The 25,303-nt window shown below is 64.2% G+C and carries 24 protein-coding genes and 1 tRNA gene; 10 read left to right on the top strand and 15 right to left on the bottom strand.

The window, feature by feature from the left end; all coding sequences use genetic code 11:
- Positions 1–36 precede the first annotated feature (36 nt).
- Positions 37–1,647: an ABC transporter substrate-binding protein gene (locus ABIA96_RS23440; RefSeq protein ID WP_354139414.1), complete on the top strand. Its 1,611-nt coding sequence runs from the start codon at positions 37–39 to the stop codon at positions 1,645–1,647.
- Between the two features lie 39 nt (positions 1,648–1,686).
- On the opposite strand, the gene ABIA96_RS23435 is transcribed toward ABIA96_RS23440, so the two are convergent.
- From ABIA96_RS23435 to ABIA96_RS23410, 6 genes are all read right to left on the bottom strand, one after another.
- On the bottom strand, positions 1,687–2,826 hold the full coding sequence (locus ABIA96_RS23435; protein ID WP_354139413.1) for an amidohydrolase/deacetylase family metallohydrolase: 1,140 nt from the start codon (positions 2,824–2,826) through the stop codon (positions 1,687–1,689).
- Positions 2,827–2,969: 143 nt separating this feature from the next.
- Positions 2,970–3,046 (bottom strand) — tRNA-Arg (locus ABIA96_RS23430).
- A gap of 96 nt (positions 3,047–3,142) precedes the next feature.
- Positions 3,143–3,514 carry a cupin domain-containing protein gene (locus tag ABIA96_RS23425; RefSeq protein WP_354139412.1) on the bottom strand — a complete coding sequence of 124 codons (372 nt, stop codon included), beginning with the start codon at positions 3,512–3,514 and terminating at the stop codon, positions 3,143–3,145.
- Positions 3,515–3,538: 24 nt separating this feature from the next.
- On the bottom strand, positions 3,539–4,177 hold the full coding sequence (locus tag ABIA96_RS23420) for an RraA family protein (protein WP_354139411.1): 639 nt from the start codon (positions 4,175–4,177) through the stop codon (positions 3,539–3,541).
- A 24-nt stretch (positions 4,178–4,201) separates the two neighbouring features.
- Positions 4,202–5,719 carry an AMP-binding protein gene (locus ABIA96_RS23415; RefSeq protein WP_354139410.1) on the bottom strand — a complete coding sequence of 506 codons (1,518 nt, stop codon included), beginning with the start codon at positions 5,717–5,719 and terminating at the stop codon, positions 4,202–4,204.
- 126 nt (positions 5,720–5,845) lie between these two features.
- Positions 5,846–6,865, bottom strand: coding sequence for an alpha/beta hydrolase (locus ABIA96_RS23410; RefSeq protein ID WP_354139409.1), 1,020 nt, complete (start codon positions 6,863–6,865; stop codon positions 5,846–5,848).
- A gap of 210 nt (positions 6,866–7,075) precedes the next feature.
- Here ABIA96_RS23410 and ABIA96_RS23405 point away from each other — a divergent pair, with 210 nt between their 5' ends.
- On the top strand, positions 7,076–7,684 hold the full coding sequence (locus ABIA96_RS23405) for a hypothetical protein (protein WP_354139408.1): 609 nt from the start codon (positions 7,076–7,078) through the stop codon (positions 7,682–7,684).
- A gap of 42 nt (positions 7,685–7,726) precedes the next feature.
- On the opposite strand, the gene ABIA96_RS23400 is transcribed toward ABIA96_RS23405, so the two are convergent.
- Both ABIA96_RS23400 and ABIA96_RS23395 read right to left on the bottom strand, forming a co-directional pair.
- Positions 7,727–7,942 carry a hypothetical protein gene (locus ABIA96_RS23400; protein ID WP_354139407.1) on the bottom strand — a complete coding sequence of 72 codons (216 nt, stop codon included), beginning with the start codon at positions 7,940–7,942 and terminating at the stop codon, positions 7,727–7,729.
- A gap of 26 nt (positions 7,943–7,968) precedes the next feature.
- On the bottom strand, positions 7,969–8,976 hold the full coding sequence (locus ABIA96_RS23395) for a 2-dehydropantoate 2-reductase (RefSeq protein ID WP_354139406.1): 1,008 nt from the start codon (positions 8,974–8,976) through the stop codon (positions 7,969–7,971).
- Positions 8,977–9,136: 160 nt separating this feature from the next.
- Between ABIA96_RS23395 and ABIA96_RS23390 the strand changes: the two genes are divergently transcribed.
- Together ABIA96_RS23390 and ABIA96_RS23385 are read left to right on the top strand one after the other, a co-directional pair.
- On the top strand, positions 9,137–9,754 hold the full coding sequence (locus ABIA96_RS23390; protein WP_354139405.1) for a YidB family protein: 618 nt from the start codon (positions 9,137–9,139) through the stop codon (positions 9,752–9,754).
- Positions 9,755–9,794: 40 nt separating this feature from the next.
- A complete protein-coding gene (locus tag ABIA96_RS23385; RefSeq protein ID WP_354139404.1) occupies positions 9,795–10,067 on the top strand; it encodes a GlsB/YeaQ/YmgE family stress response membrane protein in 273 nt (90 codons plus the stop codon).
- A gap of 106 nt (positions 10,068–10,173) precedes the next feature.
- Here ABIA96_RS23385 and ABIA96_RS23380 read toward each other — a convergent pair whose 3' ends face one another.
- Complete coding sequence (locus ABIA96_RS23380; RefSeq protein ID WP_354139403.1) at positions 10,174–10,959, bottom strand: SDR family NAD(P)-dependent oxidoreductase; 786 nt, start codon at positions 10,957–10,959, stop codon at positions 10,174–10,176.
- Between the two features lie 259 nt (positions 10,960–11,218).
- Here ABIA96_RS23380 and ABIA96_RS23375 point away from each other — a divergent pair, with 259 nt between their 5' ends.
- From ABIA96_RS23375 to ABIA96_RS23365, 3 genes are read left to right on the top strand one after another with little or no spacing between them, the layout of a single operon-like run.
- Positions 11,219–12,283, top strand: coding sequence for an acyl-CoA dehydrogenase family protein (locus tag ABIA96_RS23375; protein WP_354139402.1), 1,065 nt, complete (start codon positions 11,219–11,221; stop codon positions 12,281–12,283).
- 15 nt (positions 12,284–12,298) lie between these two features.
- On the top strand, positions 12,299–13,459 hold the full coding sequence (locus ABIA96_RS23370; protein WP_354139401.1) for an acyl-CoA dehydrogenase family protein: 1,161 nt from the start codon (positions 12,299–12,301) through the stop codon (positions 13,457–13,459).
- Between the two features lie 16 nt (positions 13,460–13,475).
- A complete protein-coding gene (locus tag ABIA96_RS23365) occupies positions 13,476–14,294 on the top strand; it encodes an enoyl-CoA hydratase/isomerase family protein (protein WP_354139400.1) in 819 nt (272 codons plus the stop codon).
- 43 nt (positions 14,295–14,337) lie between these two features.
- On the opposite strand, the gene ABIA96_RS23360 is transcribed toward ABIA96_RS23365, so the two are convergent.
- The 4 genes from ABIA96_RS23360 to ABIA96_RS23345 all read right to left on the bottom strand — a co-directional run bounded on the left by ABIA96_RS23360 (position 14,338) and on the right by ABIA96_RS23345 (position 19,508).
- Complete coding sequence (locus ABIA96_RS23360) at positions 14,338–16,452, bottom strand: acetate--CoA ligase family protein (protein ID WP_354139399.1); 2,115 nt, start codon at positions 16,450–16,452, stop codon at positions 14,338–14,340.
- Between the two features lie 186 nt (positions 16,453–16,638).
- A complete protein-coding gene (locus tag ABIA96_RS23355) occupies positions 16,639–17,385 on the bottom strand; it encodes a VOC family protein (protein WP_354139398.1) in 747 nt (248 codons plus the stop codon).
- Positions 17,386–17,387: 2 nt separating this feature from the next.
- Positions 17,388–18,176, bottom strand: coding sequence for an enoyl-CoA hydratase (locus ABIA96_RS23350; protein ID WP_354139397.1), 789 nt, complete (start codon positions 18,174–18,176; stop codon positions 17,388–17,390).
- A gap of 126 nt (positions 18,177–18,302) precedes the next feature.
- Complete coding sequence (locus ABIA96_RS23345; RefSeq protein ID WP_354139396.1) at positions 18,303–19,508, bottom strand: ABC transporter substrate-binding protein; 1,206 nt, start codon at positions 19,506–19,508, stop codon at positions 18,303–18,305.
- Between the two features lie 338 nt (positions 19,509–19,846).
- On the opposite strand from ABIA96_RS23345, the gene ABIA96_RS23340 reads away from it, so the two are divergent.
- Both ABIA96_RS23340 and ABIA96_RS23335 read left to right on the top strand, forming a co-directional pair.
- Entirely contained in the window at positions 19,847–20,617 is a 771-nt protein-coding gene (locus tag ABIA96_RS23340; RefSeq protein ID WP_354139395.1) for a thermonuclease family protein, read from the top strand.
- 133 nt (positions 20,618–20,750) lie between these two features.
- Positions 20,751–22,142 (top strand): M48 family metalloprotease, encoded by a 1,392-nt coding sequence (locus tag ABIA96_RS23335; protein ID WP_354139567.1) that lies wholly within the window; start codon positions 20,751–20,753, stop codon positions 22,140–22,142.
- 9 nt (positions 22,143–22,151) lie between these two features.
- Here the strand turns inward: ABIA96_RS23335 and ABIA96_RS23330 are convergent, their stop codons facing one another.
- The gene (locus ABIA96_RS23330; protein WP_354139394.1) at positions 22,152–22,553 is read right to left on the bottom strand and encodes a c-type cytochrome; all 402 of its coding nucleotides are present in this window, start codon (positions 22,551–22,553) and stop codon (positions 22,152–22,154) included.
- A gap of 56 nt (positions 22,554–22,609) precedes the next feature.
- A complete protein-coding gene (locus tag ABIA96_RS23325; RefSeq protein WP_354139393.1) occupies positions 22,610–23,947 on the bottom strand; it encodes an MFS transporter in 1,338 nt (445 codons plus the stop codon).
- Between the two features lie 182 nt (positions 23,948–24,129).
- Here ABIA96_RS23325 and cyoA point away from each other — a divergent pair, with 182 nt between their 5' ends.
- The gene (cyoA, locus tag ABIA96_RS23320) at positions 24,130–25,293 is read left to right on the top strand and encodes a ubiquinol oxidase subunit II (RefSeq protein ID WP_354139392.1); all 1,164 of its coding nucleotides are present in this window, start codon (positions 24,130–24,132) and stop codon (positions 25,291–25,293) included.
- Positions 25,294–25,303: the final 10 nt, after the last annotated feature.

Raw genomic sequence — 25,303 nt, 5'->3', positions numbered from 1 at the left:
TCCGGTCTCGTTTGCCTCAAGTCGGGAGAATTGCGAATGGTTCACGTCTCGCGCCGGAAACTGCTTCAGCTTGCGGCTGTTGCGCCATCGGCACTTCCTGCGGCCTGGACGTCGATCGCATCGGCCGCGAGCGGAAAGAAAATCCTGATTGCGGTGATGCAATCGGACCTTCGCGTCACCGATCCCGGCTTCACGACCGCCATCATCACCCGCGACCATGGCTACATGGTCTACGATACCCTGCTCGGCATCGATTCCAGCTTCAAGGTGCGGCCGCAAATGGCCGACTGGACGGTATCCGCGGACAAGCTGACCTATACCTTCACCCTGCGCGACGGCCTGAAATGGCATGATGGCGCGCCGGTGACGGCGGAGGACTGCGTCGCCTCACTGAAGCGCTGGGGCACGAGCGTCGACGGCATGGCGCGCAAGCTGATGGACTTCACGGCAGGCTTCGAAGCCCCAGACGCCAAAACGATCGTCCTCAAGCTGAAGGAGCCCTATGGCCTGGTGCTGGAGACCATCGCCAAGCCATCGTCGATCTGCGCCTTCATGATGCCGAAGCGGCTTGCGGAGACCCCGATCGCCAAGCAGATTCCTGAGCAGATCGGCTCCGGCCCGTTCAGATTCGTGGCTGCCGAATTCCAGCCTGGCGTGAAAGCCGTCTACGAGAAGAACACGGACTATGTGCCGCGCAAGGAGCCGGCCGAATGGACATCGGGCGGCAAGGTGGTCAAGGTCGACCGTGTCGAGTGGCTGACGATGCCGGACGCGCAGACCGCGCTCAACGCGCTGCAATCCGGTGATGTCGATTTCGTCGAGACGCCGCCGTTCGACCTGCTGCCCACGCTCGAGTCCAATCCGGACATCAACGTGACGATCCTGAACAAATTCGGCTTCCAGTCGTTCGGCCGGATGAACTTCCTGCATCCGCCGTTCGACAATGTGAAGATCCGCCGCGCCGCGCTGCTCGCGATCAACCAGAAGGACGTGCTCGACGCGCAGATCGGCAATCCCAAATACTACAAGCTCTGTGGCGCATTCTTCATCTGCGACACGCCGCTGGCCAGCGACGCCGGGGGCGAGACACTGATCAAGGGCAACGGTATGGCGGACGCCAAGAAGGCGCTAGCCGAGTCCGGCTATGACGGCACGCCCGTGGTGATCCTGGCGCCGACCGATCAGATCCTGCTGAAAGCGCAGCCGGTCGTGGTCGCACAGCTTTTGCGCGAGGCCGGCTTCAAGGTCGACCTTCAGGCGATGGACTGGCAGACCGTGGTCACCCGCCGCGCTAACCAGAAGTCCCCGAAAGAAGGCGGCTGGAGCATGTTCTTCACCTACCAGGGAGCCGCCGACTCGATGAACCCGCTCGTCAATGGCGCGATGGTCGGCAAGGGCAAGGAGGGCGGCTGGTTCGGCTGGTCCGAGGACCCCAAGCTCGAAGAGCTGCGCGACGCCTTTGCCCGCGCCGCCTCACCGGAAGAGCGGAGAAACATCGCCTTCGACGTGCAGAAGGAAGCCTACGATCAGGTGATCTATGTTCCGCTCGGCCAGTTCCAGGCGCCGAGCGCATGGCGCAAATCGCTCACCGGCGTGATCGACGGCCCGGCGACGCCGATGTTCTGGAATGTGGACAAGAACGAATAGGCGGCGCCCTCTCGGCACGCGCGGGAAGACGGCAAAACGCTATTTCGGATGCCACCAGCGGCCGCCGATGACGACGCCTTCAGAGACGATCTTGCGATCGCCGATCAAATGCTCGCCGACCACGTCCTCATAGTCGAACTGGCCTTGTTTGACCGAGATCAGCGTGGCGTCGCCGACGCTGCCTGGCTTGAGGCTGCCGAGCTCTGGCCGCCGCAACGCCATTGCGGCGTTCTCCGTCGACGCCGCGATCACGTCCGACAGCGACATGCCCATGCAGAGGAATTTCGACATGGTCGTCACCTGGTCGAAGGCCGGACCGTCGATGCAGAGCTGATGGATGTCGGACGAGATGGTGTCCGGATAGAAGCCGTTGGCGAGCATCGCGCGCGCGGTCTTGAACGCGAACGAGCCCTTGCCGTGGCCGATATCGAACAGCACGCCGCGCTCACGCGCGTCCAGCACCGCTTTCTTCACCGTGCCCTGCGCGGTCGCCGGCGTGTTCGGAAAGGGGCGGAACGCATGGGTGAGCACGTCGCCGGGGCGCAGGCGGGCCAGCACCTCCTCGTAGCTCGGCGGCGGATGATCGATATGCGCCATCAGAGGCATGCCGACCTCGTCGGCGACCTGGAGCGCGATGTCGAGCGGCACGGCGCCGGAGGTCCCCGAGGAGTGCAGCCCGACGCGCACCTTGATGCCGACGATGAGGTCGCGGTTGGCATCCGCGACCTTGGCCGCCTCGATCGGATTCATCAGCCGCAATTCCTCGCTCTCGCCGACCATGATCCGGTGCGAGAAGCCGAAAATGCCGGCATGGGAGACATGCAAGTACGCGAGGATGCGGACCTGGCTCGGCTCGATCACATGCTTGCGGAAGCCCGCGAAATTGCCGGGGCCGGCGCTGCCGGTGTCGACCGAGGTGGTGACACCGGAGGCGCGGCAGAACTCCTCGGCATCGATGCCGAGCGAGGTGCCGCCCCAATAGACATGGGTGTGGAGATCGATCAGGCCCGGGGTCACGATGAGCTGCGAGACGTCGCGCACGTCTGTGGCCGGATCCGCCTTGAGCCCGTTGCCGACGGCGGCGACCTTGCCGCCCGCGAAGGCGACATCCGTCACGGCATCGAGCTTCTGGGACGGGTCGACCACACGGCCGCCGCGCAGGATCAAGTCGAAAGGCATCATCGTCTCCGGATACGGCAGTGAGCGTGGCGGCAGATTAGCCCGGCTTAGCAATTTTTGCTCCGGCCAGGCAAACCGCAAAGGAGAAGAGATTGAGCGGAAGGCCCAACAGGACCTTCGCTGAAGCGCCTTGAAGGCTGGAATGGCGATCCCGGCATGACTCGAACATGCGACCTACGGTTTAGGAAACCGCCGCTCTATCCGGCTGAGCTACGGGACCGCGGAACCCGCCAAGCGGCAGGTTGCCTGGAGGTGTACATATCAAAGCGAGGAGCGCTTCGGAAGCCCTCCGCTTGATCGAATCCGAGAGCGCGCTTCAGGTCGCCCCGAACCCGGACCCCGCCTTTTTGTACTCGGGCCGGGGCGGGCTAAAAATGTCCAGCACACGGGCGCCCTCGGGGCCGGCGCGCATGGTGTGCGGCACGTTGCCGGGCGTGCGCCAGAAGTCGCCCTTCGTCACCGGAATCTCCTCGCCGCCCTGGACCCGGATCGCGGAGCCGTCGAGCAGCACGCCCCATTGCTCCTCGGGATGATGATGCAGCGTACCTTGCGCGTGCGGCGCCAACGTTACCACCGACAGCATGGCCTGCTCGCCCGAGAAGATGCGCGTGGTCACTCCGGCCGCCAGCTCGCGAAACAGCCCGTCGGCAGCATTGTCGAGATTGTGGAATTCGTCCTTCTGACTCACGCCGGTCTCCCTGCCCTGCCTCGATTACGACTTGCCGTAGGAGCCCTGATAGCGGCCCTCGCGGATTGCCTTCAGTGTCTCCTCCTCGCGCTTGATCTGGGCGCACACAGCCTCCAGCAGCGCCGCTGCGCCGGCGGCGGGAAACGACACCACGCCGTCCTCGTCACCGACCACGATGTCGCCGGGCGAGATCACGCTGCCGCCGATCGTAACCGGCACGTTGATCTCACCGGGGCCGTTCTTGTAGGGGCCGCGATGAATCACCGCGCGGGCGAAGCAGGGAAAATCGTCGTCGGCGAAAGCCGCGACATCACGGATCGCGCCGTCGATCACATAGCCTTCCGCTTTGCGCCACTGCGCGATATTTTTCATGATCTCACCGACCAACGCCCGGGTTTCGTCGCCGCCGCCATCGACCACGATGACGTCGCCGGGACCGACCAGCTCGAGGGCGCGGTGGATGGCGAGATTGTCGCCGGGCCGGGTGCGCACCGTGAACGCCGCGCCGATCAACCTGCCGCTGCGATGATAGGGTTTGAGCCCGACCGCACCCGGCAGCCGGCTGAGATTGTCTGATATGATCGAGGTCGGTGCATTTCGAAAACCCTCGATGATATCGGCCGGCGGTTTTGGCACGCTGTTCGTTGCGATGGTGGTGGTCATAGAATTCAGTCCTTCTGTTATTTCCTACTCGGCGTGCGCCCGCGCCTTCGCCGGCATGATGCGGAAGGCGCGGCCCTCCTTCATCCATACTGCCCGCTCGTCGCGCAACAATGTGCGGCGAACCTTTCCGGAATCATCGCGCGGCGGCGTGCCAACGATCTCGAAACTCTCGGGATGTTTGTAGCGGCTGAGCCTCTCTTTCAGGAAGTCCGCCATGCTATCGGCGATCACCTGACCGTCCACGCCGGGCTCCGGCTCGATGATGGCGTGCACACGCTGGCCCAATTCCGGATCGGGCAAGCCCACCACCACGCAGGAGCGCACGCCGGGAGATTCGGAGACGGCGGCCTCGACCTCGGCCGGATAGATGTTGGCGCCACCGCGCAGCACCATGTCGGCGAGACGGTCACCGAGATAGAGATAGCCTTCGGCGTCCAGCCTGCCGATATCGCCGAGTGATTCCCAGCCGTCGGCGCGACGCTTCGGCTCGGCACCGAGATAGTGATAGGTGGCGTCCTTGCCGTCATTATTCAGGAAATAGATCTCGCCGGTCTCGCCGGGCGCGACGTCATTGCCGTCCTCGCCGATGATGCGAAGCTTCGCTGTCTCGCCGATCTTGCCGACCGAGCCCTTGTGCGTCAGCCATTCCGTGCCGGAGATGATGCAGGCGCCCTGCCGCTCGGTGCCGCCATAGAGCTCCCAGACACGCTCCGGCCCGAGCCAGGCGATCCAGTTCTCCTTGAGCCAGGGCGGCATCGGCGCCGCCATGTGGAAGACGGTCTGCAGGCTCGACACGTCGTAGGCATTGCGCACGGTGTCCGGCAGCGCCCAGATCCGGTGCATCATGGTCGGCACGAAATTGACCCACTGCACGCGCTCGCGCGCGATCTGCCGCAGCGTCTCTTCGGCGTCGAACTTGACGAGGCCGGTGAGCTTGCCGCCGGTGAACAGCGCGTAGTGCGACACGATGAACGGCGCATTGTGATAGAGTGGGCCCGGATTCAGCAGCGAGGCGCCGAACGGCATGTTGAGCGGCGGTGCTGCGACCGTGTCGACCACCGCAGGGTTGTGATCGAGGATCACTTTTGGACGGCCGGTCGAACCACCGCTGGTCATCGCCTTCCAGTAGCGCGCCACCGGCGGATCGATCTGCTCGTCGGAATAGCCTTCCGGCACGAAATCCGCCGGCAGCCTGTTCGGCGCATTCCAGTCGGTCTCGCCGCCGACCACCAGCGCCGGCTTGAGGATCTCGAGCACGGCTGCGGCTTCGCCGCGCGGTAGCCGCCATGACAGCGAGGTCGGCGTCGCGCCGCATTTCCACACCGCAAACGTGGTCTCGAAGAACGCATTGCCGTTGGGCAATCCGATCGCGACGAAATCGCCGGGCTTGACGCCCTTCGCCGCAAACGCCCGCGCGCGCCGGTTGGCGCCGCGCTCGAGCTGATCCCAGGTCAGCCTATCCTGCCCATGCTGGACGGCGATCGCGCCTTCGGGTTTGCGTTGAGCGTACCAGCGCGGCACATCGGACAGGGGCAGTAGCATCAGGCGTTTCCACTTCGTCTTCTTGGCGTCGCCTCAGAATGAGACACCCGCGGGACGAAGTGTAACAGCCGGAGCTGGACCTTCAAGGCGCAAGCCTTCAAAGCGCAAGCCATCAAAGCGCTCGCATCAGCGCTCTGCGCCGCAGCCCGGACTATCGAACAATGCCGCGAGCCCGCATTTCGAGGTCAGCATCTTGTCGCCGTCATGACCGACGCCGGCGACGTCCCACACGCGATGATTGGGCGTGCCGTGATTGCGCTTCGCCATCGCGTCCGCATAGGCATGGCCGCGGGCGTAGCGATTTGGGCCTTGCGCCTCGCCCATGCAGCTCTTGTCTGCCGCTGGCTTGGTGTCGAGCGTGCCGAGCAGATAGATCACGTCACGCTCGATATAGCGCTGCTCGAGCGCCGTCGGCGTTACTTCAGCAAAGTAAGGCGGGCGCCCGTCCATGCCATATTTCCAATTGTTGGAGCCCGCGCAGGACGCGGCAATCGCCGGCACGGGGCGCTCTTTAGTGAAATAAGCATAAGACGACGGATTGGCGACGACGTAGCGGACATCGATGTGCTGGCGCAACAGCGCCGCCTCGCCCTTGCCGGCGATGGCGTAGCGTTGCGCGACCTGGCCGCCGCCGGAATGGCCGGCAACCACGACCTGTTTCAGGTTCGGGAAGACGCGCCGGTCGGAGAGTTTTGCCAGGACCGCGTCGAGCGCCTCGAAGGAAGAGACCGGGTTCGGCGCAAGCGCGGCCTCTCCGCCCTCCCATCCCATCAGCGACCAGCGCAGCGTGTCCGCGGGCAGCTTGTGTGCCTCAATGTCGACCTCGGCCAGAAACTGCGGCACAATCATGAGCGCGCTCTTGCCGTCGTCGCCGGCCGCGACCTGCGCGGCGTGGGCTGAGATGTAGTATTCGTCGGCATTGCGCAGGCGTCCGTGCAGCACGATGATGGCGCGCGAGATCGTCGGCAGCGGCATCGACCAGTCGCTGGAGAGATAGAGCGGCAATAGGCCCTGGCCGCCGACCGAGAGCCGCGCATCGGCCACGACCTTCACCGGCTTGTTGTTGGGCGCATCGTCCTCCGCGGCGAGCGCACGGCCGCAAACCAACGCCAACGCGATTGCGACGAAATGGCTCAGCGCTCTCATGACGGACATTTCCCTGTCGCATTCAGACCGATAAAATTCTACGCACATCATGGGTCACGGGGCTGTGACTCCCGGGCCACGTCAAGCAAAAAATGTCAGCAACCCAGCCATGAAATTCCCGGGTTCCATGGGTGACAAGCGGGCGATAAAGAGGCAAAAATCAGGTTCGACTCAGTTCGGGTTGAGTCTTGCAAGGAATGCTCTCGTAGAATGCCGTCCGTGTTTACATCGCGTCATGCGGCGCCGCTTTTCGTTGCCGCAGCAGGAGTTTTTCTGCTGACGTCGTGGCATGCCCACGCGCAATGGTGGAAGCGCGCGCCGGTCGACTTCGAGGAATGCGCCGACGCCGCCGAGAAATCCGCGACCAAGGCTGAAAAGACCGCAGCACTTGCGGACTGCAACGCCAAATTCGCAGGCCGGCGCAAGGCAGGTGGCGGCTACTCCTATTACGACTTCCTTCAGGATCGTACTTTCGACATCGCCGGGCCGAACCCGACGCCGGACGAGCAGAAGAAGATCGACGCCTCCTATACCGCCTATCTCGCCAATCAGCGCCGCAGCAATGAAGCGGCCCAGGCCGTGGCACGCCAGCAACGCGAGCAGCAGGAACAACAGGCGCAGCAGCTTCAGAAGGTCGCACTGCGAACCGAGGTTGAGCGGGTACCAGTGCCCGTGGAACGGCCGAAGGTGTTGCGACAGAAAGGCGCGCCTTGTGCCAAGGGCTCGTTCTCCTGCGAATGGCCGCGACTGTCGGAAGGCTTGAGCGAATTTAAGAAGCTGTTCAGCCCGACGCCGAGCAAGCCGGCGAAGAAGGGCTGAGGCAGCCGTCATTGCGAGCGGATGGGAGTCCGCGTCCCATCCTCAATTCGGATGCTTCTTCTTGCTGCGCTTGGGCGTCGTCACCGGCGGAGTCGTTAGCTCCGGCGCTGTCTGTGAATTGCCCAGCGCCTTCCGGCTCTCCTGCAATCGCGCGTCATAGCCCGGAGAATTCGTGACGGTCGGCGGCCGGGCCTCGGCGAATGTGGAGGCGGCGCAAAATGCCGTCAGCGAAAGCGCAAACGTCAGTCCATATTTCATCGCGCACCTCCATCGACCATCGACGGTTAGGCCTCGCCGCGAATTTGCTGCGGCGAAAGGCCCGGCGGGCCCTTGCCGGCGGTCTCGGCGTCCTTGGTCAACCCAACAATGCGGCGCATCAGCGGCACATCGACATTGTTCTGCTCGGCGAGCGCGATGACGGCGCCCTGGAGATAGTCGATCTCGGTCTTGCGGCCCTGCTTCAGATCTTGCCACATCGAGGAGCGCGCCTCCGGATCGATCTTCATCGTACGGCCCAGGATCACGTTGAAGATCGTGTCGGGCAGTCGCAGCAGGGTCGGCGTCCAGTTCGACGGGATCGGCGTTGCCGAGGCCGGCGTGATGCCGGCGGCCTTTAGAGCGGCCAGCCCTTCCGCCATCTGGTCGGCAAACAATTTTCGCCAATCGCGGTTCGCCAATTGCGCGGCGAGCGGCATGTCGGACAGTGCGCTGAGCGCGTTGTTCAGATTGATGATCAACTTGCCCCATTGCACGCCGGCGATGTCGCGGCTTGCGCGCAGGTTGAGCCCCGGCACCGAGAGCGCTGCCGCCGTGTTGTCAGCATCGTCACCGAGATAGATGTCGCCGGAGGTCGAACGGTGGAAACGTCCTTCCCCCCTTGCGACCACATTGAACGGCACCATACCGGCGAGCACGCGCCGGCCGCCGAGCCGCTCTTGCAGCACGGCGACATTGCCGACGCCGTTCTGCAACGACACAATGACCGCATCCCGAGGCGCGTGCTGCGCGATCTGGTCCGCGACATCAGCCGTGTCGGCGCTCTTGACCGTCACCAGCACGATGCCTGCGCTGTGGAAGATCGCGGGATCTTCCGACAGCGCGAGCCGGCCCGCATCCAGCTTCTTCTCGGCGCCCTCGAAATCCGTCAGCCGCAGGCCGAACCGCTCGATCTCGGTCTTCACCCGCGGCCGCACCAGCAGTGCGACCCGACGGTCGGCAGCCGCCAGCTGGCCTCCGACAAAACAGCCGATGGCGCCGGCGCCGGCCACCACGATCGGTCGATCCGTCACCACCTCGCCTACTCCCTGAATGCCAACCCTCGATAGCAGAGCTGGACCGGCATGCCCATCACGACGCATCTGCCTTGTAACCGTCATGAGACCCCCATATGTTTTTGCCGGGGGCTTTGTCACCGGCGAGAGTTCGCCGACGAGAACGCCAAAGGAGAGCACCATGGGTCTACTCGACGTCCTCAATGGCATGCAGAACGGTCCCCGCGGCCCGAGCGCTCCGAGTTCGCAATCCTCGTCAAGCGGCGGCATGTCGCCCATGACCATGGCGATCCTTGGCCTGCTCGCCTGGAAGACGTTCAAGCATTTAACGGCAGGCCAACCCGGGACGACGCCGGAGCCGTCTCCGACGCCAACGCACCTGCCCCCGCCGGTGAATGCGGGTGCTGGCGGCGGTCTCGGGAGCGCGCTTGGTGGTGCTCTTGGCGGAGGCGGCGGCCTCGGCGATCTCCTCAAGGGCGGCCTCGGCGGCATGCTCGCGGGCGGCGCGGCGGGTTCCGTGCTCAGCGGCGGCCTCGGCGATCTCCTCAACCAGCTCCAGCAGGGCGGCCACGGCGACACCGCGAACACCTGGGTCGGCAAGGGTGAGAACAAGGCGATCGCGCCCGGCGATCTCGCCAATGCGCTCGGCGCCGACCAGATCCAGAGCCTGTCTGCCCAAAGCGGCTTGTCGCGTGACGAGCTGCTCTCCGGCCTCAGCCAGTACCTGCCGCAGGTGATCGACCATCTGACGCCGGACGGACGGCTGCCGACGGAGCAAGAGATCTCGGGCAAAATTTAAGCGAAATTGGATCTACGCATTCAGCAAGGGGAGCACTGACATGAGTATGGGCGGCATCTTGTGGGTCATCGTCGTCGGCTTCATCGCCGGCCTGATCGCGCGTTTTCTGGCGCCGGGACCGAACAACCCAAGCGGCTTCATCCTCACCACCATCCTCGGCATCGTCGGCGCGTTTCTGGCGACCTTCATCGGCCAGGCCATCGGCCATTACGGCCCGGATCAAGGCGCCGGATTCATCATGGCCACGATCGGCGCGGTGGTGGTGCTGTTCATCTGGCACCGGCTGGTCGCGAGCGGCGTGATCAAGGGGTGACTGCGCAAGTCGCCTTTTCCGTCATTGCGAGCGAAGCGGAGCAATCCAGAATCTTTCCGCAGCGACAGTCTGGATTGCTTCGTCGCTTCGCTCCTCGCGATGACGGCTAAGTCACCAAATGCATCCCCGCATCCATGCGCACGACCTCGCCGGTCATGTTGCTGGAGGCCGGCATCGCCAGGAAGCAGACGAGCTGCGCGATGTCCTCCGCCGTCGATGCGACCTTGAGCGGCACCTTCGCCACCACGCTGTCGCGCACCTGCTTGGCACCGGCCTCGCCGCGGCCCTTGGTGAACCAGGGCGTGTCGATATAGCCGGGGCACACCGTGTTGACGCGGATCAGCGGCGCGAGTGCGCGCGACAGCGACAGCGTCATGGTGTTGAGCGCGCCCTTGCTCGCGGCGTACGCGATCGACGAGCCGACGCCGCTGATGCCAGCGACCGACGATACGTTGACGACGGCGGACGGACGCCCCGACGCCTTCGATCCGGCTTCCAACAAGCTGCGCGCCGCGCGCACCATCTGGAACGGGCCGATGGTGTTGACGCCGTACAGCCGCTGGAAATCTTCAGCCGATAATCCGTCGAGATCGGCATGGGCGACATGCTTGGTGGTGCCGGCATTGTTGACGAGGATATCGAGTCGGCCCCAGCCACTCGCGGCCGCAACGATCTTGCGGCAATCGTCATCCTTCGAGACGTCGCCCTGCGCGACCAGCACTTCCGCAGCGCCCGCCTTGCGGCAGAGCTCTGCGGTGGCCTCGGCTTCCTTCTGGCTCGACGAATAGTTGATGACGAGCCGCGCCCCGCTCCGCGCGAGAATTTCCGCGGTCGCAGCACCGAGGCCGGATGCGGACCCCGTCACGATTGCGCACAGACTGTCTTTTGCCATCCGGATTTCCTTCCCCGTGATTAAATGTGGCGCCTTGTTTAGCGAGTTTGTCGCGCCCTGCAAATCGCGCAAACTCCGCTAAGCGGAATTAGTCCAGACCGGCTCTTGGGCTGTTTCTTGCCCCCATGCCGGTGCCGCAGATGGGCCTGCGATCAACGCTTGTCAGGGCCATGGCTTTTTTGGATCATCGGGCGCAAGAAGAGACCGCGCGCCGCACCGACCGGGCAGGATGCGCCAATGGCAAAACACGGGGAACGCTGTGGCGGAGAGTGACAATATCGTCGTCGAGACCGCGGAGAAGATCTTCGCCGATCTCGCCGATCCGCAGACCGTCAACAATGACAAGAAGAATTCGTGGCAGGCGCCGCTGTGGCAGGCGCTGACCGAGGCCGGCTTGCCCTTGTCCTGGGTGCCCGACGATCTCGGCGGCTCCGGCGCGAGCCTTGCCGACGGTTTTGCCTTGCTGAATGCCGCCGGCCGCTTCGCGGTCGCGGTTCCCCTGGCCGAGACCATGCTCGCAGGCTGGCTGCTGGCGCAGGCGAAGATCGCCTCGCCCAAAGGCGAGATGACGGTGCTGCCGGCCTCGCCAAAGGATCGCATCACGATTGATGCGGACGGCGCACTCTCCGGCCGCTGCCGCGGCGTGCCCTTTGCCAAAGCGGCGAAGCATTTTGCAGTGCTGGCGCATGGCAAGGACGGCGTCTCGATGGCGCTGGTCGACGCCTCCAAAGGCCGGATCGAATCCGGGCTCAATGTCGGCTACGACCACAGCGATACCGTCACGCTCGACAAAGTTCAGCCCGTCACCATCAAGGCCGCGCCTAAGGGCTTCGACCAGACCACGATGATGCTGATGGGCGGCGTCGCGCGCAGCCTTCAGATCGCGGGCGCGCTGGAATCCATGCTCGACATCTCCGTGCGCTATTCCAACGAGCGCGTCGCCTTCGAGAAGAAGATCTCGAAATTCCAGGCGGTGCAGCACAATCTCGCGCGCCTCGCCGGCGAATCAGCCGCGGCGCTTGCGGCCGCGACCTCGGCAGCGGACGCCATCGCGAACGCCAAATCGTTCAATGATGAGGTCTATCTCGAAGCCGCCTCCGCAAAGATCCGCTGCGCCGAAGCCGCGGAAAAAGGCGGCGGCATTGCGCATCAGGTCCATGGCGCGATCGGCTTCACCATCGAGCACATCCTGCACCGCTATTCGCTGCGGGCGCTGGCCTGGCGCGACGATTTCGGCTCCGAAAGCCACTGGGCCGTCGAGCTCGGCAAGCTTGTCGCCAAGCGTGGCGCCGATGAATTGTGGCCGCTCGTGGCATCGCGTTAACAGGGATCGAAACACATGACCGCTGCTCTTCGTTTCGATCCGATCCGCCTGCCCGAGAAGTGCGAGCAATTGCGCAAGGAGGTGCGTGCCTTCCTCGCCGAAGAGATCGCCGCCGGCACCTTCGATCCGCACAAACCCAACCGCGAAGACACCGACGCACCGGAATTCTCCCGCCGGGTCGGCGCCAAGGGCTGGCTCGGCATGACATGGCCGAAGAAATATGGCGGCCAGGAGCGCTCCTTCCTCGAACGTTACGTGGTGACCGAAGAGATGCGCGTCGCCAACGCCCCGACGCGGCGCTTCTTCGTCGCCGACCGTCAAAGCGGCCCGGTGCTGCTGAAATACGCCCCCGAAAACATCAAGATGGACATCCTGCCGCGCATCTGCCGCGGCGAAATCTGCTTCGCGATCGGCATGAGCGAGCCGAACTCCGGCTCGGACCTGTTCGCGGCCAAGACGCGGGCGACCAAGACCGATGGTGGCTATCTCATCAACGGCACCAAGATCTGGACCTCGTCGGCGCATATCGCCGACTACATGATCGCGATCTTCCGCACCTCGCAGCCGACCAAGGAAAACCGCCGTCACGGCCTGACGCAGTTCCTGGTCAAGATGAAGCAGCCGGGCATCCAGGTGAATCCGATCGGCCAGATCACCGGCCAGCATGAGTTCAACGAGGTCGTCTTCACCGACTTCTTCGTGCCCGAGGATCACGTGCTGGGTGAGGTCGACGGCGCCTGGAAGCAGGCCACATCGGAGCTCGCCTATGAGCGCTCCGGTCCCGAGCGTTTCCTCGAGACCTACTACGTGCTGACTGAGTTGGTCCGCGCCGTCGGCCCCAACCCGGACACGCGCAGCGCCGAAGGCATTGGCCGGCTGGTCGCGCAGCTCCACACCATGCGGCGCATGTCGGTTTCCGTCGCCGGCATGCTGCACGCCGGCAAGGAGCCGGTGGTGGAAGCCTCGATCGTCAAGGACATCGGCACGGTCTGGGAACAGCAGCTGCCGCATCGCGTGCGCGATCTTGCCGCCTTCGTCGAGGAGACCGCGACCAACCGCGAGACGCTGGAGCGGCAGCTCGACTTCGCCATCAAGACCGCACCGAAACTCACCATCCAGGGCGGCACCACCGAGGTGCTGCGCGGCATCATCGCCCGCGGACTTGGTCTGCGCTAAACCTTCGAGGATCATCATGACCACTTACAAAGATATCGGCGTCGAGAAGGTTGGACACGTCGGCACCATCGAGATCCGCAGGCCTCCGCTAAACTTCTTCGACATCGCGCTGATCAACCAGATCGCGGACGCGCTCGACGAGTTCGACCGGGACATCGAGATCCGTGCATCGGTCTTGTCGGCTCAAGGCAAGGCGTTCTGCGCCGGCGCGAATTTCCAGGACCCGGCGCGGCAGGCGCAGGAGGCACGCGAAGCCGACAAGACGGCCAAGGGCGATCCGGCCGACAGCCTTGGCGCGATCAATCATCTCTATATCCAGGCCGTTCGCATCTTCCGCGCCAAGAAGCCGATCGTCGCGGCCGTGCAGGGCGCCGCCATCGGAGGCGGCCTCGGGCTCGCGGTGTCGGCCGACTTCCGCGTCACCTGCCCCGAAGCGCGCTTCTCCGCAAACTTCACCAAACTCGGCTTCCATCCGGGCTTCGGCCTGACGACGACGCTGCCGGAATTGATCGGCAAGAACAATGCCGAGCTGATGTTCTATACGAGCCGCCGCGTTACCGGCGAAGAAGCCGTCAAATGGGGCCTCGCCAACGTGCTGGTGCCGCAGGATCAGGTCAAGGCGGGTGCGATGAAGCTTGCCGGCGAGATCGCCGAATGCTCGCCGCTCGGCCTCGTCTCCACCCGCGCCACGATGCGCGCCGGATTGGCCGATCGCGTCATGGCCGCGACCAATCACGAGCTCGCGGAGCAGACCCGGCTGCGCGCGACGGAAGATTTCAAGGAAGGCGTCAAGGCCACGGAAGAGCGGCGCGTGGCTAATTTCAAGGGGCGGTGATCCCTTTCTTCCCTTCTCCTCTTATGAGGGGAGAAGGTCTAGTCTAACCGCGCCCCACCACCAACGCATCCACGATCGTCACGCCCTGCCCTTCCGGATGCACCAACACCGGATTGAGCTCGATCTCCGCGATCTCACCAGCATGGCGCGCGGCGAGCACTGAGATATCGCCGATCAGCTGCGCCAGCGCCCCAACATCCGCCTTCGCCGCTCCGCGAAATCCATTCAACAGCGGAGCAGCCTTCAGGCCCGTCAACATCGCGCCGGCTTCTTCCGCACTCACCGGTGCCGGGCGATAGACGACATCGCGAAACAGTTCCGTGGTGATACCGCCAAGTCCCACCATCACCATCGGGCCAAACGTCTTGTCCGTCATCGTGCCGACGATGATCTCGACGCCCTTCTTCGCCATGGGACCGACCAACACGCCCTGAATCGCCGCCTCCGGCCGGTGTTTGCGTGCATTGTTGAGCAAAGCTTCGAATGCCAGAAAGACCTCGCCTTTGGTGGCGATATTGACGCGCACACCTCCGACTTCGCTCTTATGCGGAATGTCAGGCGACTGGATCTTCATCGCAAGCGGAAAGCCGACACGAGCGACCGCGGCATCCAGATCGCTCCTCTCTCTGGCCAACACCTCATCCGGCAGCGAGATGCCGGCCGCGCGGAGCAGTGCCTTGCTATCGGCCTCAGACAATACTGGCGATGTCAGATGCGCGGAAAGATCGCGCGCCGGCAGCCGTGTCTCGTCCGTACGTTTCGGCAGGCTGAATTTTGCGTGGTCGACGATCCGCCGCATCGCGACGCCGACATGGCTGAGGCCCGACAGCACGACGACGCCCGACGTGGCAAGCCCGCGCCGCGCGAAGTCGGACGGCACCGTGTAGGAATAGAACACGACCGGCTTGTGCCGCGCCGCCAGCACCGGCGTGAGCTCAGCCTCCTTGAACGGTTTGCGGACATCACTCGAGAGCGACAGCACGACCAGGATCGCGTCGACCTCATCGGAAACGGCGAGCAGATCGACGCTCTTCTGCAGGCCGCCCGAGGTCACGCCCTGCGCGGTGACGTCGATCGGATTGCGTGCGGTGCCGTAGGACGGCATCAGCTTTCCGATCTCCGCCTGAACCTGTTCGGACAGCTCGGGCACCTGCAAGCCCTGCAACGCCACCGCATCCGCACCCCAGATGCCCGCGCCGCCGGACGTGGTGAGGACGGCAACGCGATCGCCTTTCGGCAGCGGATTGCTCACGAGCACCGCCGCGATCGTCAGCGCCTCGTCGAGATCATTGGAGACGATGAAGCCGTATTTCGCGAACACCGCATCATAGGCCGCCGACCAGCCGGCCATGCTTGCGGTGTGCGAGGCTGCGGCGCGCATCCCAACGCCGGAGCGGCCGACTTTTGTCACGATGACGGGTTTCTTCAGCTCCGCCGCGCGTCGCGCGGCCGCGAGAAATTTGTCGACGTCGCGGATGCCCTCGATGAACAACAGGATCACGTCGGTCGAGGCGTCCTGCACCATGTAGTCCAGGAATTCGCCGGCACCGAGATCGGATTCATTGCCGGCGCTGACGACGTAGCTCGCCGCAACACCAAGCGCCTTGGCGCGGTGATAATAGGCAAAACCGATGCCGCCGCTCTGCGCAACGATACCGATCCGCTTTGTCGTGGCGACCAGCGGGACCACATCCGGCTTGACATCCACGGCGGGACTGAAGGTTGCCGCGACGCGCTGCATCTGGCTGAAAAAACCCTCGGCATTCGGCCCCGAAATCCGCATGCCGGTACGCTTCGCCAGTGCGGCGATCGCGTCCTGCATCGCCGCACTGTCGCCCCCCTCCTCGGCAAAGCCGGAGGAAATGATGACGGCGTTCTTGACGCCGGCGGTTGCGCATTGTTCGAGTGCCGGCAGCACGGCACGGGCGGGGATGATGACGACTGCGAGATCGATCGGCGCGCCGATCTCCACAACCGATTTGTAGCAGACGAGCCCGTCGATCTCGGCGTAGTTCGGGTTCACCGGATAGATCTTTCCGGGATATTCGTTCTTGCGCAGCATCGCCAGCAGCCGCCCCGGAATCTTCTCGTGATCGCGCGAGGCGCCGATCAGCGCGATGCTTGCGGGGGCGAAGAAGCTGTCGAGCGGATGCGGCATGTGTGATCCCCTTCTTGTTCTTTGTGCATCCGCCACACTCACGACCGTCATCTTGAGGTGCGAGCCGCACGGTGCGCAGCACTGTGCGGGAAGCCTCGAAGGATGAGCGGCCTCGCCGGTAGCCGTCGCCCTTCGAGGCTCGCCGAAGAGGCGAGCACCTCAGGGTGACGGATCACTATGGGAGAATCATCCGACGCGGAACGTCACCCCGCCCAACAGGAACTCGTTACCCGCGACCGCGAGCCCCTTTGACCTTGCGACATGCAGCACGTGCGCGGCATCGGCCACCCGAAACTCCAACGCGCTCATGATCTCGCTGGCACCCTTGACGAAGCGGAACGTCGCATTGGGCAGATTCAGTTCAGAACCGTCAACCGCGACTCCGATGATCTTGCCCCAATGCTCCGCCAGCCCCCGCGGGTCCGGGCTTTGCATTTCCACCGTCGTCAGCGCTTGCGTCACGTCCTTGCGGACAAAACTTTGCCAGTCCGGCCCGGCTGGCGGGTATGCGCCCATATTGTCGTCGCTGCCTTCGGTGTGATTGAATTCGATGAAGGCGGCGCGGCAGTCGCGGGGGTGAAGCTGGACGCCGTGATAGGGCGCGTGGTCGATCACGTTGGCGGTGCGCACGCCCATCGCGTTGGCGTTGCGGCCGCGCTCGTCGGGATCGGTGCAGCAGAAGATCGCCATGTAGCCGCCGCGGCCGCCGGTCTTCTCGATGAAGCGGCCGGCCGTGGTGCCATCCTTGAAGGGCGCGACGACCTCGAGCATGATCGTGTCGACCGGGAGCAGTGCATTCTCCAGGCCGTACTTCGCGACATTGCCATCGCGGTAGCAGACGGCGAGGCCCATGATCTCGGCGATATCAGAGATGACAGGCGCGAGTTGCGGCGCGACGAGACAAATCTGCCGCAGCCGCATATAGGGCGACATCGTCATGCGCCCCTGAAGGCCGGCTTGCGCTTTTCGACGAAAGCCTTCGCGGCCTCCTTGTGATCCTCGGTGTCGCTGCAGCGGGTGTGGTGGATAGCCTCACCGTCGAAGCAATCTTCCAGCGGCAGGTGCTCGGCATTGTTGATGTTGCGTTTGATGTAGCCGAGCGCAATCGACGGCCCCTGTGCCAGCGACAGCGCGAGCTCGTGCGCTGCGGTATCAATCTCGGCGTCGGGGACGACCTTGGTTACCATGCCGATCGCATGCGCTTCCTTCGCCGTCAGCACGGGCGACGTCAGGTAAAGCTCGCGCGCCCGCGCGCTGCCGAGCAGCTGGGTGAGGAAATAGGTGCCGCCGTAGTCACCGGAGAAACCGACCTTGGCGAATGCCGTCGTGATTTTGCAGGACTCGCTCGCAACGCGCAGGTCGCACGACAGCGCCATCGAGAGGCCCGCACCGGCCGCGGCGCCATCGAGCTGCGCCACCACGGGCTTCGGCATCTGGTGCAGGATGCGCGACACTTCCATGCCGCGGCGGAGGTTCGCCATCTTCACTTCGAACGGCAACGGCGCGCGGCCGGCCGCCATCGACTTGACGTCACCGCCCACGCAGAACGATCCGCCAGCGCCCTTGAACAGCACCGCGCGCACCTCCGGATCGTCAGCCGCGCGCCGCGCCGCCTCGACCAGGCCAGCGACCATCTCGGGGTTGAGCGCGTTCTTTCGTTCGGGCCTATTCATGGTGATGGTAAGCAGCCCGCCTTCGAGCTTTTGCAGGACCATGTCGTTCATGGGACGTCTCCCTTGTTGTTGTTTGACCGGGCTATCGTCATTGCGAGCGGAGCGAAGCAATCCAGGAATGTTTCCGCGGAGACAGTCTGGATTGCTTCGTCACTTCGTTCCTAGCAATGACGAAGCTTACTTTTTCACCAGCGGGCAACGCGACTGCTCCAGCGACTGGAACGCTTCGCTGCCGGGCACGGTGGCGAGCAACTTGTAGTCGTCCCAGCGGCCCTTGGACTCCGACGGCTTCTTCACCTCGAACAGGTACATGTCGTGGATCATGCGGCCGTCCTCACGGATCTTGCCGTTCTTGGCGAAGAAGTCGTTGATCGGCGTTTCCTTCATCACCTTCATCACTGCGGCAGAGTCGGTCGTACCCGCGGCCTTCACCGCTTTCAGATAGTGCATGACGGAGGAATAGACGCCGGCCTGCGCCGAGGTCGGCATCCGTTTGGTGCGCTCCATGAAGCGTTTCGACCACGCGCGGGTCTCGTCATTGAGATCCCAGTAGAAGGCTTCGGCGAGCAGCAGGCCCTGCGCGGTTTCGAGCCCGATCGAATCGATATCGGAAACGAAGGCGAGCAGCGGCGAGACCTTCTGGCCGCCCTTGGTGATGCCGAACTCGGCCGCCTGCTTGATGGCGTTGACGGTATCGCCGCCGGCGTTCGCGAGCCCGATCACCTTGGCCTTGGAGGCCTGGGCCTGCAGCAGGAACGACGAGAAGTCCGACGTGTTGAGCGGATGGCGGACCGCGCCGAGCACCTTGCCGCCGGTCTTGACGACGACCGCGCTGGTGTCCTTCTCCAGATCCTGGCCGAAGGCATAGTCGGCGGTGAGGAAGAACCAGGTGTCGAGGCCCGACTTCACGGCCGCAAGGCCCGTCACATTAGCCTGGCCGTAGGTGTCGAACACGTAGTGGACGGTGTAGGGACCGCAGGCCTCGTTGGTGAGACGGATCGAGCCCGGGCCGTTGAACATGATGATCTTGTTGCGCGCTTTCGCGATCTCGCCGGCGGCAAGCGCGGTCGCGGAGGCCGCGACGTCGTAGATCATCTCGACGCCCTGATTGTCGAGCATGTCGCGGGCGATGTTGGCGGAGAGGTCGGCCTTGTTCTGATGGTCGGCCGCCAGCACCTGGATCTTGCGCCCCAGCACCTCGCCGCCAAAATCCTCCACCGCCATCTTCGCCGCGGTCTCGCTGCCGGGGCCGGTGATGTCGGCATAAAGGCTAGACATGTCGAGGATGCCGCCGATCTTGAGGGGCGGCTTGTCCTGGGCCTGCACGGCACTCGCGCTGAGAGCCAATGCGGCGGCAAAAATGCCCGACAAAATATGCTTCATCGAAAAAGACCTCCCTTGATCGCCTGACTCTGAATGGCGGCTTGATTATTGCTCTTGGCGATCGCTATTCCCGCAATCATGCCGCATGCGCAAGAGCGCAGCAAGCAGAAGCGCGATGCGCGTCTCGTGGCGATCCAGTGTTTTCCGCAAAGCGGAATGGCGAGATGCGGACGGATGTTTTCACGTCATTGCGAGCGCAGCCAAGCAATCCAGAGTCCCTCCGCAGAAAGATTCTGGATTGCTTTGCTGCGCTCGCAATGACGGAGTGAGAGGAAGCCTCTTCGCGTCTCACCGCGCTTGAGTTAAAATCGGCACGTAACGCAACCTCTCCGGGTCATGTGACGCAACGGCTTCATCTCACCGTCGCTTTTCTTCTCGTCGCAGGTCAAACTGCGTTCGCGGCGCCGTGCCAATTTGAAGCACAAGGCGAAGGCCGCGTCGCGGGAATCGTCGATGCGCGCAGTGTGCGTCTCGATGACGGCCGCGAAGTCCGTCTCACCGGGATCGAGGCAACAGCAACAACCAGGCAAGCACTCACAACGCTGCTCGTCGGCCGCGACGTCACGCTGCGCAGCACTGACGATACGCCGGACCGTTATGGCCGCCAGGGCGCGCTGCTTTTCGTCGGCGAGAGCGAGACCTCCGTACAGGCGATGCTGCTCGCCCAGGGCAACGCCCTCGTCTCGGCCGAGATCCCGGACAAGGACTGCGCTGCCGCCCTGACGTCGTCCGAGGCGGAGGCGCGGCGCCAAAAAAAGGGCAACTGGGCTGACCCGTCGGCCATAAAAAACGCGGAAAGTCCGGACGATATTTTGGCCGGGATAGGGCGCTTTATGGTGGTCGAGGGCAAAGTCCTGTCGGTCCGGCAAGCTGGGGCAATGACCTACCTCAACTTCGGACGGAACTGGACACGCGGCTTTGCGGTGATTATTTCAAAGCGCACAGTGCCGGCGTTCGAAAACGCCGGAATGCCCCTTAAGTCTTTGGAAAGTCGGCGTCTTCGCGTCCGGGGCTGGGTTGAGGGGACTGCGGGGCCGCGTATCGATGTGCTTCGGGTGGGACAGATCGAGTTGCTGGGCGCAAACGAGCCTATTGGGGTAAGACCCTAACAAGGGTCAGGCACGGGTTAACGACGTGAATGGGGTGCTAGAACGGCACGGACGAGGTGAATGCCGCCGCCTGCGGGCAGCGCCGGCTGCGCTTTGTCTCGTGCTGGGCACAGCGCTTGCGGGCTGCGGCGATATGGGCCGGTTCCAGACCGCGGCCGCCCCGCCGACCGTGGCGATGCCCAAGCCGAAGCCGGCCATCGCCCAGACCGCGGCGACCGAGAAGGAGCACGAGCGCATCCTGGCGAGCTATGGCGGCACCTATGACGACCCAAGGCTCGAATCACTGGTCAGCAAAACCGTCGACCGTTTGGTTGCCGCCTCTGACCGTCCCGACCAGGGCTACAAGGTCACTATCCTCAATTCCGGCGCGGTGAACGCCTTCGCCCTGCCGAACGGCCAGCTCTATGTCACCCGCGGACTTCTTGCGCTTGCGAGCGACACCTCGGAATTGTCCTCGGTTCTCAGCCACGAGATGGCGCATGTGCTGTCCAAGCACGCCGCGATGCGCGAGGACCAGGCGCGTCAGGCCGCGATCGTGACTCGCGTCGTCACAGACATGAGCACCGATCCCGATCTCACCGCGCTCGCGCTCGCCAAGACCAAGCTCACCATGGCGAGCTTTTCGCGCAACCAGGAGTTCGAGGCTGATGGCATCGGCGTCGGCATCTCCGCCAAGGCACATTTTGACCCCTACGGCGCGGCACGCTTCCTCGCGGCGATGGAGCGCAACGCCGAACTCAAGGCCGGCAAGAACTCGCTCGATCCGCGCGCGCAGGATTTCACCTCGTCACACCCGGCCACGCCCGAACGCGTGCAGAATGCGCAGACCATCGCACGCCAATATACGGCGCCCGAGGGCGCCGAGCGCGACCGCGAGAGCTATCTCGCCGCGATCGATAACCTCGTCTATGGCGAAGACCCCAGCGAGGGCTTTGTCCGCGGCCGGCGTTTCCTGCATCCAAAGCTCGGCTTCACCTTCCAGGCGCCGGACAATTTTACGCTCGACAACACCGCCCAGGCGGTGATCGGCGTGCGCGAGGGCGGCTCGCAGGCGATGCGCTTCGACGTCGTGCGCGTGCCGGCCGAGCAGTCGCTCGGCGACTACCTCAATTCCGGCTGGATGGAAGGCGTCGAAAAGGCCTCCACCGAAGACATCACCATCAACGGCTTCCCGGCTGCGTCCGCCACCGCCAAGGGCGACCAGTGGCAGTTCAAGGTCTATGCGCTGCGCTTCGGCAGCGACGTCTATCGCTTCATCTTCGCCACGCGGCAGAAGTCGACCGAGAGCGAGCGCAATGCGCGAGAGACCGTCAATTCATTCCGCCGCCTGACGCTCGAGGAGATCCAGGCCGCGCGTCCGCTGCGCATCAAGGTCATCACCGTACAGCCCGGCGACACCGTGGAATCGCTGTCCCACCGCATGGCCGGCGTCGATCACCCCGCCGAACGCTTTCGCGTGCTGAACGGCCTCGATCGCACCGCACAGGTGAAGGTGCGTGACCGCGTGAAGATCGTGACGGACTAGGGCTGGCGGCTACTTCGCCTTTTCCTTCAAAAACGCGATGATGTCCGCGCGATCCTGCGCATCCGGCACATCGAAGAACATCTTGGTTTCCGGCACCATGGCCTGCGGTCCGGTCAGCCATTTGTCGAGATTGTCCTCGGTCCAGACGATCCCCGAGTTCTTCAGATCGGGCGAGTAGTCGTAGCCGGGAACGCTGCCCGCCTTACGCCCGACCACGCCCTTGTGCATCGGGCCGACATTGTTCTCGGTGATCGAGTGACAGTCGGCGCAGCTCTTGTAGAGCGTCTGGCCGCGCGCAGCATTGCCGGTGGCGCCGGCCGGGCCGGCTGAGCATAGAATCGCAATCGCGATGGCGGCGAGAGCCGGGCTCGTCGTGCTTCGCGGAAGGACGGAATTCGACCGGACGTTCATGTGATCTCCTGTTTGCGGCCGCAAACAGGATCGTCCGGCCCGCGCTTTATTCCCTGTCAGTTCGAAGATTCGCCTGCGTCCATGTCACCCGCCTCGCGTTGGCCGCTGAGCCAGAGCGCGAGCAGGGTCCAGAACGCACCCGAGAGCAGATAGGCACCCGAGGCGATGACGCCGAGATTGGTGGCGAGCAGCAGTGCGACCAGCGGAGCAAAGCCGGCGCCGAACAGCCAGGCCATGTCCGAGGTCAGCGCGGACGCCGTGTAGCGGTACATCTGCTTGAAGTTCGAGGCGATCGCGCCCGAGGACTGGCCGAAGGAGAGACCGAGCAGGATGAAGCCGATCACCATGTAGATGGTCTGGCCAAACTCGCCGGCGTCGAGCAGCTGCGGCGCGAAGCCGCTATAAATCGCAATCGCGATCGCCGATCCCATCAGCAGGGATTTGCGGCCGACGCGGTCGGCGATGATACCGGAGGCCACGATCGCGGCGACGCCGAATACGGCGGCAACGATCTCGATGATCAGGAAGCGCACCGGGCTTTCGCGGGTGAACAGGAACACCCAGGACAGCGGAAACACCGTGACCATGTGGAACAGCGCGAAGCTTGCGAGCGGCGCAAACGCACCGAGCATGATGTTCTGGCCTTCGCGCGCAACCGTGTCGGAGATGCGCGAGGGCTGCAATTCGCGGGTCTCGAACAGCGAGGCATATTCCTCGGTCGTCACCATGCGCAGGCGCGCGAACAGCGCCACGACGTTGATGGCGAAAGCGACGAAGAACGGATAACGCCAGCCCCAGTCAAAGAAGTCGTCGGCAGAGAGGTTACCGGCGAAATAGGCGAACAGCGCGCTTGCCACGATCAGTCCGAGCGGAGCGCCAAGCTGCGGCACCATCGCGTACCAGCCGCGCTTGGAGGCCGGCGCGTTCAGCGCCAGCAGCGAGGCCATGCCGTCCCACGCGCCACCCCAAGCCAGACCCTGCGCAATACGCGCCAGCGCCAGCAGCCAGATCGCGGCGACGCCGATATCGTGATAGCCGGGCAGGAACGCGAGCGCCACGGTGGCGGTGCCGAGCAGGAACAGCGCCGAGACCAGCTTGGCCGTCTTGCCGTATTCGCGGTCGACCGTCATGAAAATGACGGTGCCGAGCGGCCGGGCGATGAAAGCCAGCGCGAAGATCATGAAGGAATAGAGGGTGCCGGTCAGTTCGCTCGTGAACGGGAACACCAGCCGCGGGAACACGATCACCGAGGCGATCGCGTAGACGAAAAAGTCGAAGAATTCCGACGTGCGGCCGATGATGACGCCGATGGCGATCTCGCCGGGACTGGCCTGGTCGTGGCCGTGCTCGCCCGAGTGGAGGTCTGCCATTGCGGGGGTCTGTGCCGTCGCCATGCGTTGCGCCCTTAACGTCCTGTAAACCAAAGCCGACCCCCCGGCGGGCGCCGGGCAGTCCCCCCTTGTTTGACCCAGCATCCTGCACTGCAACATTGGACAAATTGTCCAATGTCCGGATTGCTGCGCCGCAGCTACCCATTGGCCCCGCAAAGGAAACTCATTCTCATAAGGCTCGGCCCGTGTCCCGTCTCAAGATCCTGGCGCTGCTACCCCTGGCAGTTGCACTCAGCGGCTGCAACTACGTCGTGCTGGCGCCAGCTGGTGATATCGCAGCGCAGCAACGCGACCTCGTCATCATCTCCACCGTCCTGATGCTCCTGATCGTCGTCCCGGTGATGGCGCTGACGGTGCTGTTCGCCTGGCGCTACCGCCAGTCCAACACGTCCGCCCGCTACGAGCCGGACTGGGACCACTCGACCAGCCTTGAGCTGGTGATCTGGTCGGCGCCGCTTCTGATCATCGTCTGCCTCGGCGCGCTGACCTGGATGGGCACGCATCTGCTCGATCCCTATCGCAACATCGGCCGCATCCATGCGGAGCGCGCGGTGGACCAGGCCAAGGCCCCGCTCGAGGTCGACGTCGTCGCACTCGACTGGAAATGGCTCTTCATCTACCCCGACTACGGCATCGCTACCGTCAACGAGCTCGCCGCGCCGGTCGATCGCCCGATCAATTTCCACATCACCTCGTCTTCGGTGATGAATTCCTTCTACATCCCCGCGCTTGCCGGACAGATCTACGCGATGCCCGGCATGGAGACGTCGCTTCACGCCGTGATCAACCACACGGGCACCTACCGGGGCTTCTCGGCGAACTACAGCGGCGCCGGCTTTTCCGGTATGCACTTCAACTTCCAGGGCCTCGACGACAAGGGCTTTGACGCCTGGATCGCGCAGGCCAAGTCCGCCGGCGGCTCGCTTGGCCGCGCCGAATATCTCCAGCTCGAGAAGCCAAGCGAGAACGAGCCGGTACGCCGCTACGGCACGGTCGATTCCGATCTCTACCGCCGGATCCTCAACATGTGCGTCGAGACCGGCAAGATGTGCCAGAGCGAGATGATGGCGATCGACGCCAAGGGCGGTCTCGGCCGTGAAGGCCTGAACAACACCCTGCCGCTGGCCTACGACAAGTACGCCCGCCGCGGCACCGCGTTCGGTCCCGAGCCGACCTTCGTCGCCGGCACCTGCACACCCGATGCGCCGCAGGGCCAGACCACGGCCGCGATCAAGGCGCCCCTCGACGCCGCGCCGCTGATCGGCGCCGGCCTGAAGCGGCCGACCCTCGCGCCGATGAAGTCCTCGTCGTCCTTCTTCCTCGGACAACGTCCCAAGTCAGATTCCTGAAGTCAGACTC

Source organism: Bradyrhizobium sp. LB11.1 (assembly GCF_040549385.1).
GTDB lineage: Bacteria > Pseudomonadota > Alphaproteobacteria > Rhizobiales > Xanthobacteraceae > Bradyrhizobium.
This window is presented reverse-complemented; position numbering and strand designations above follow the sequence as displayed.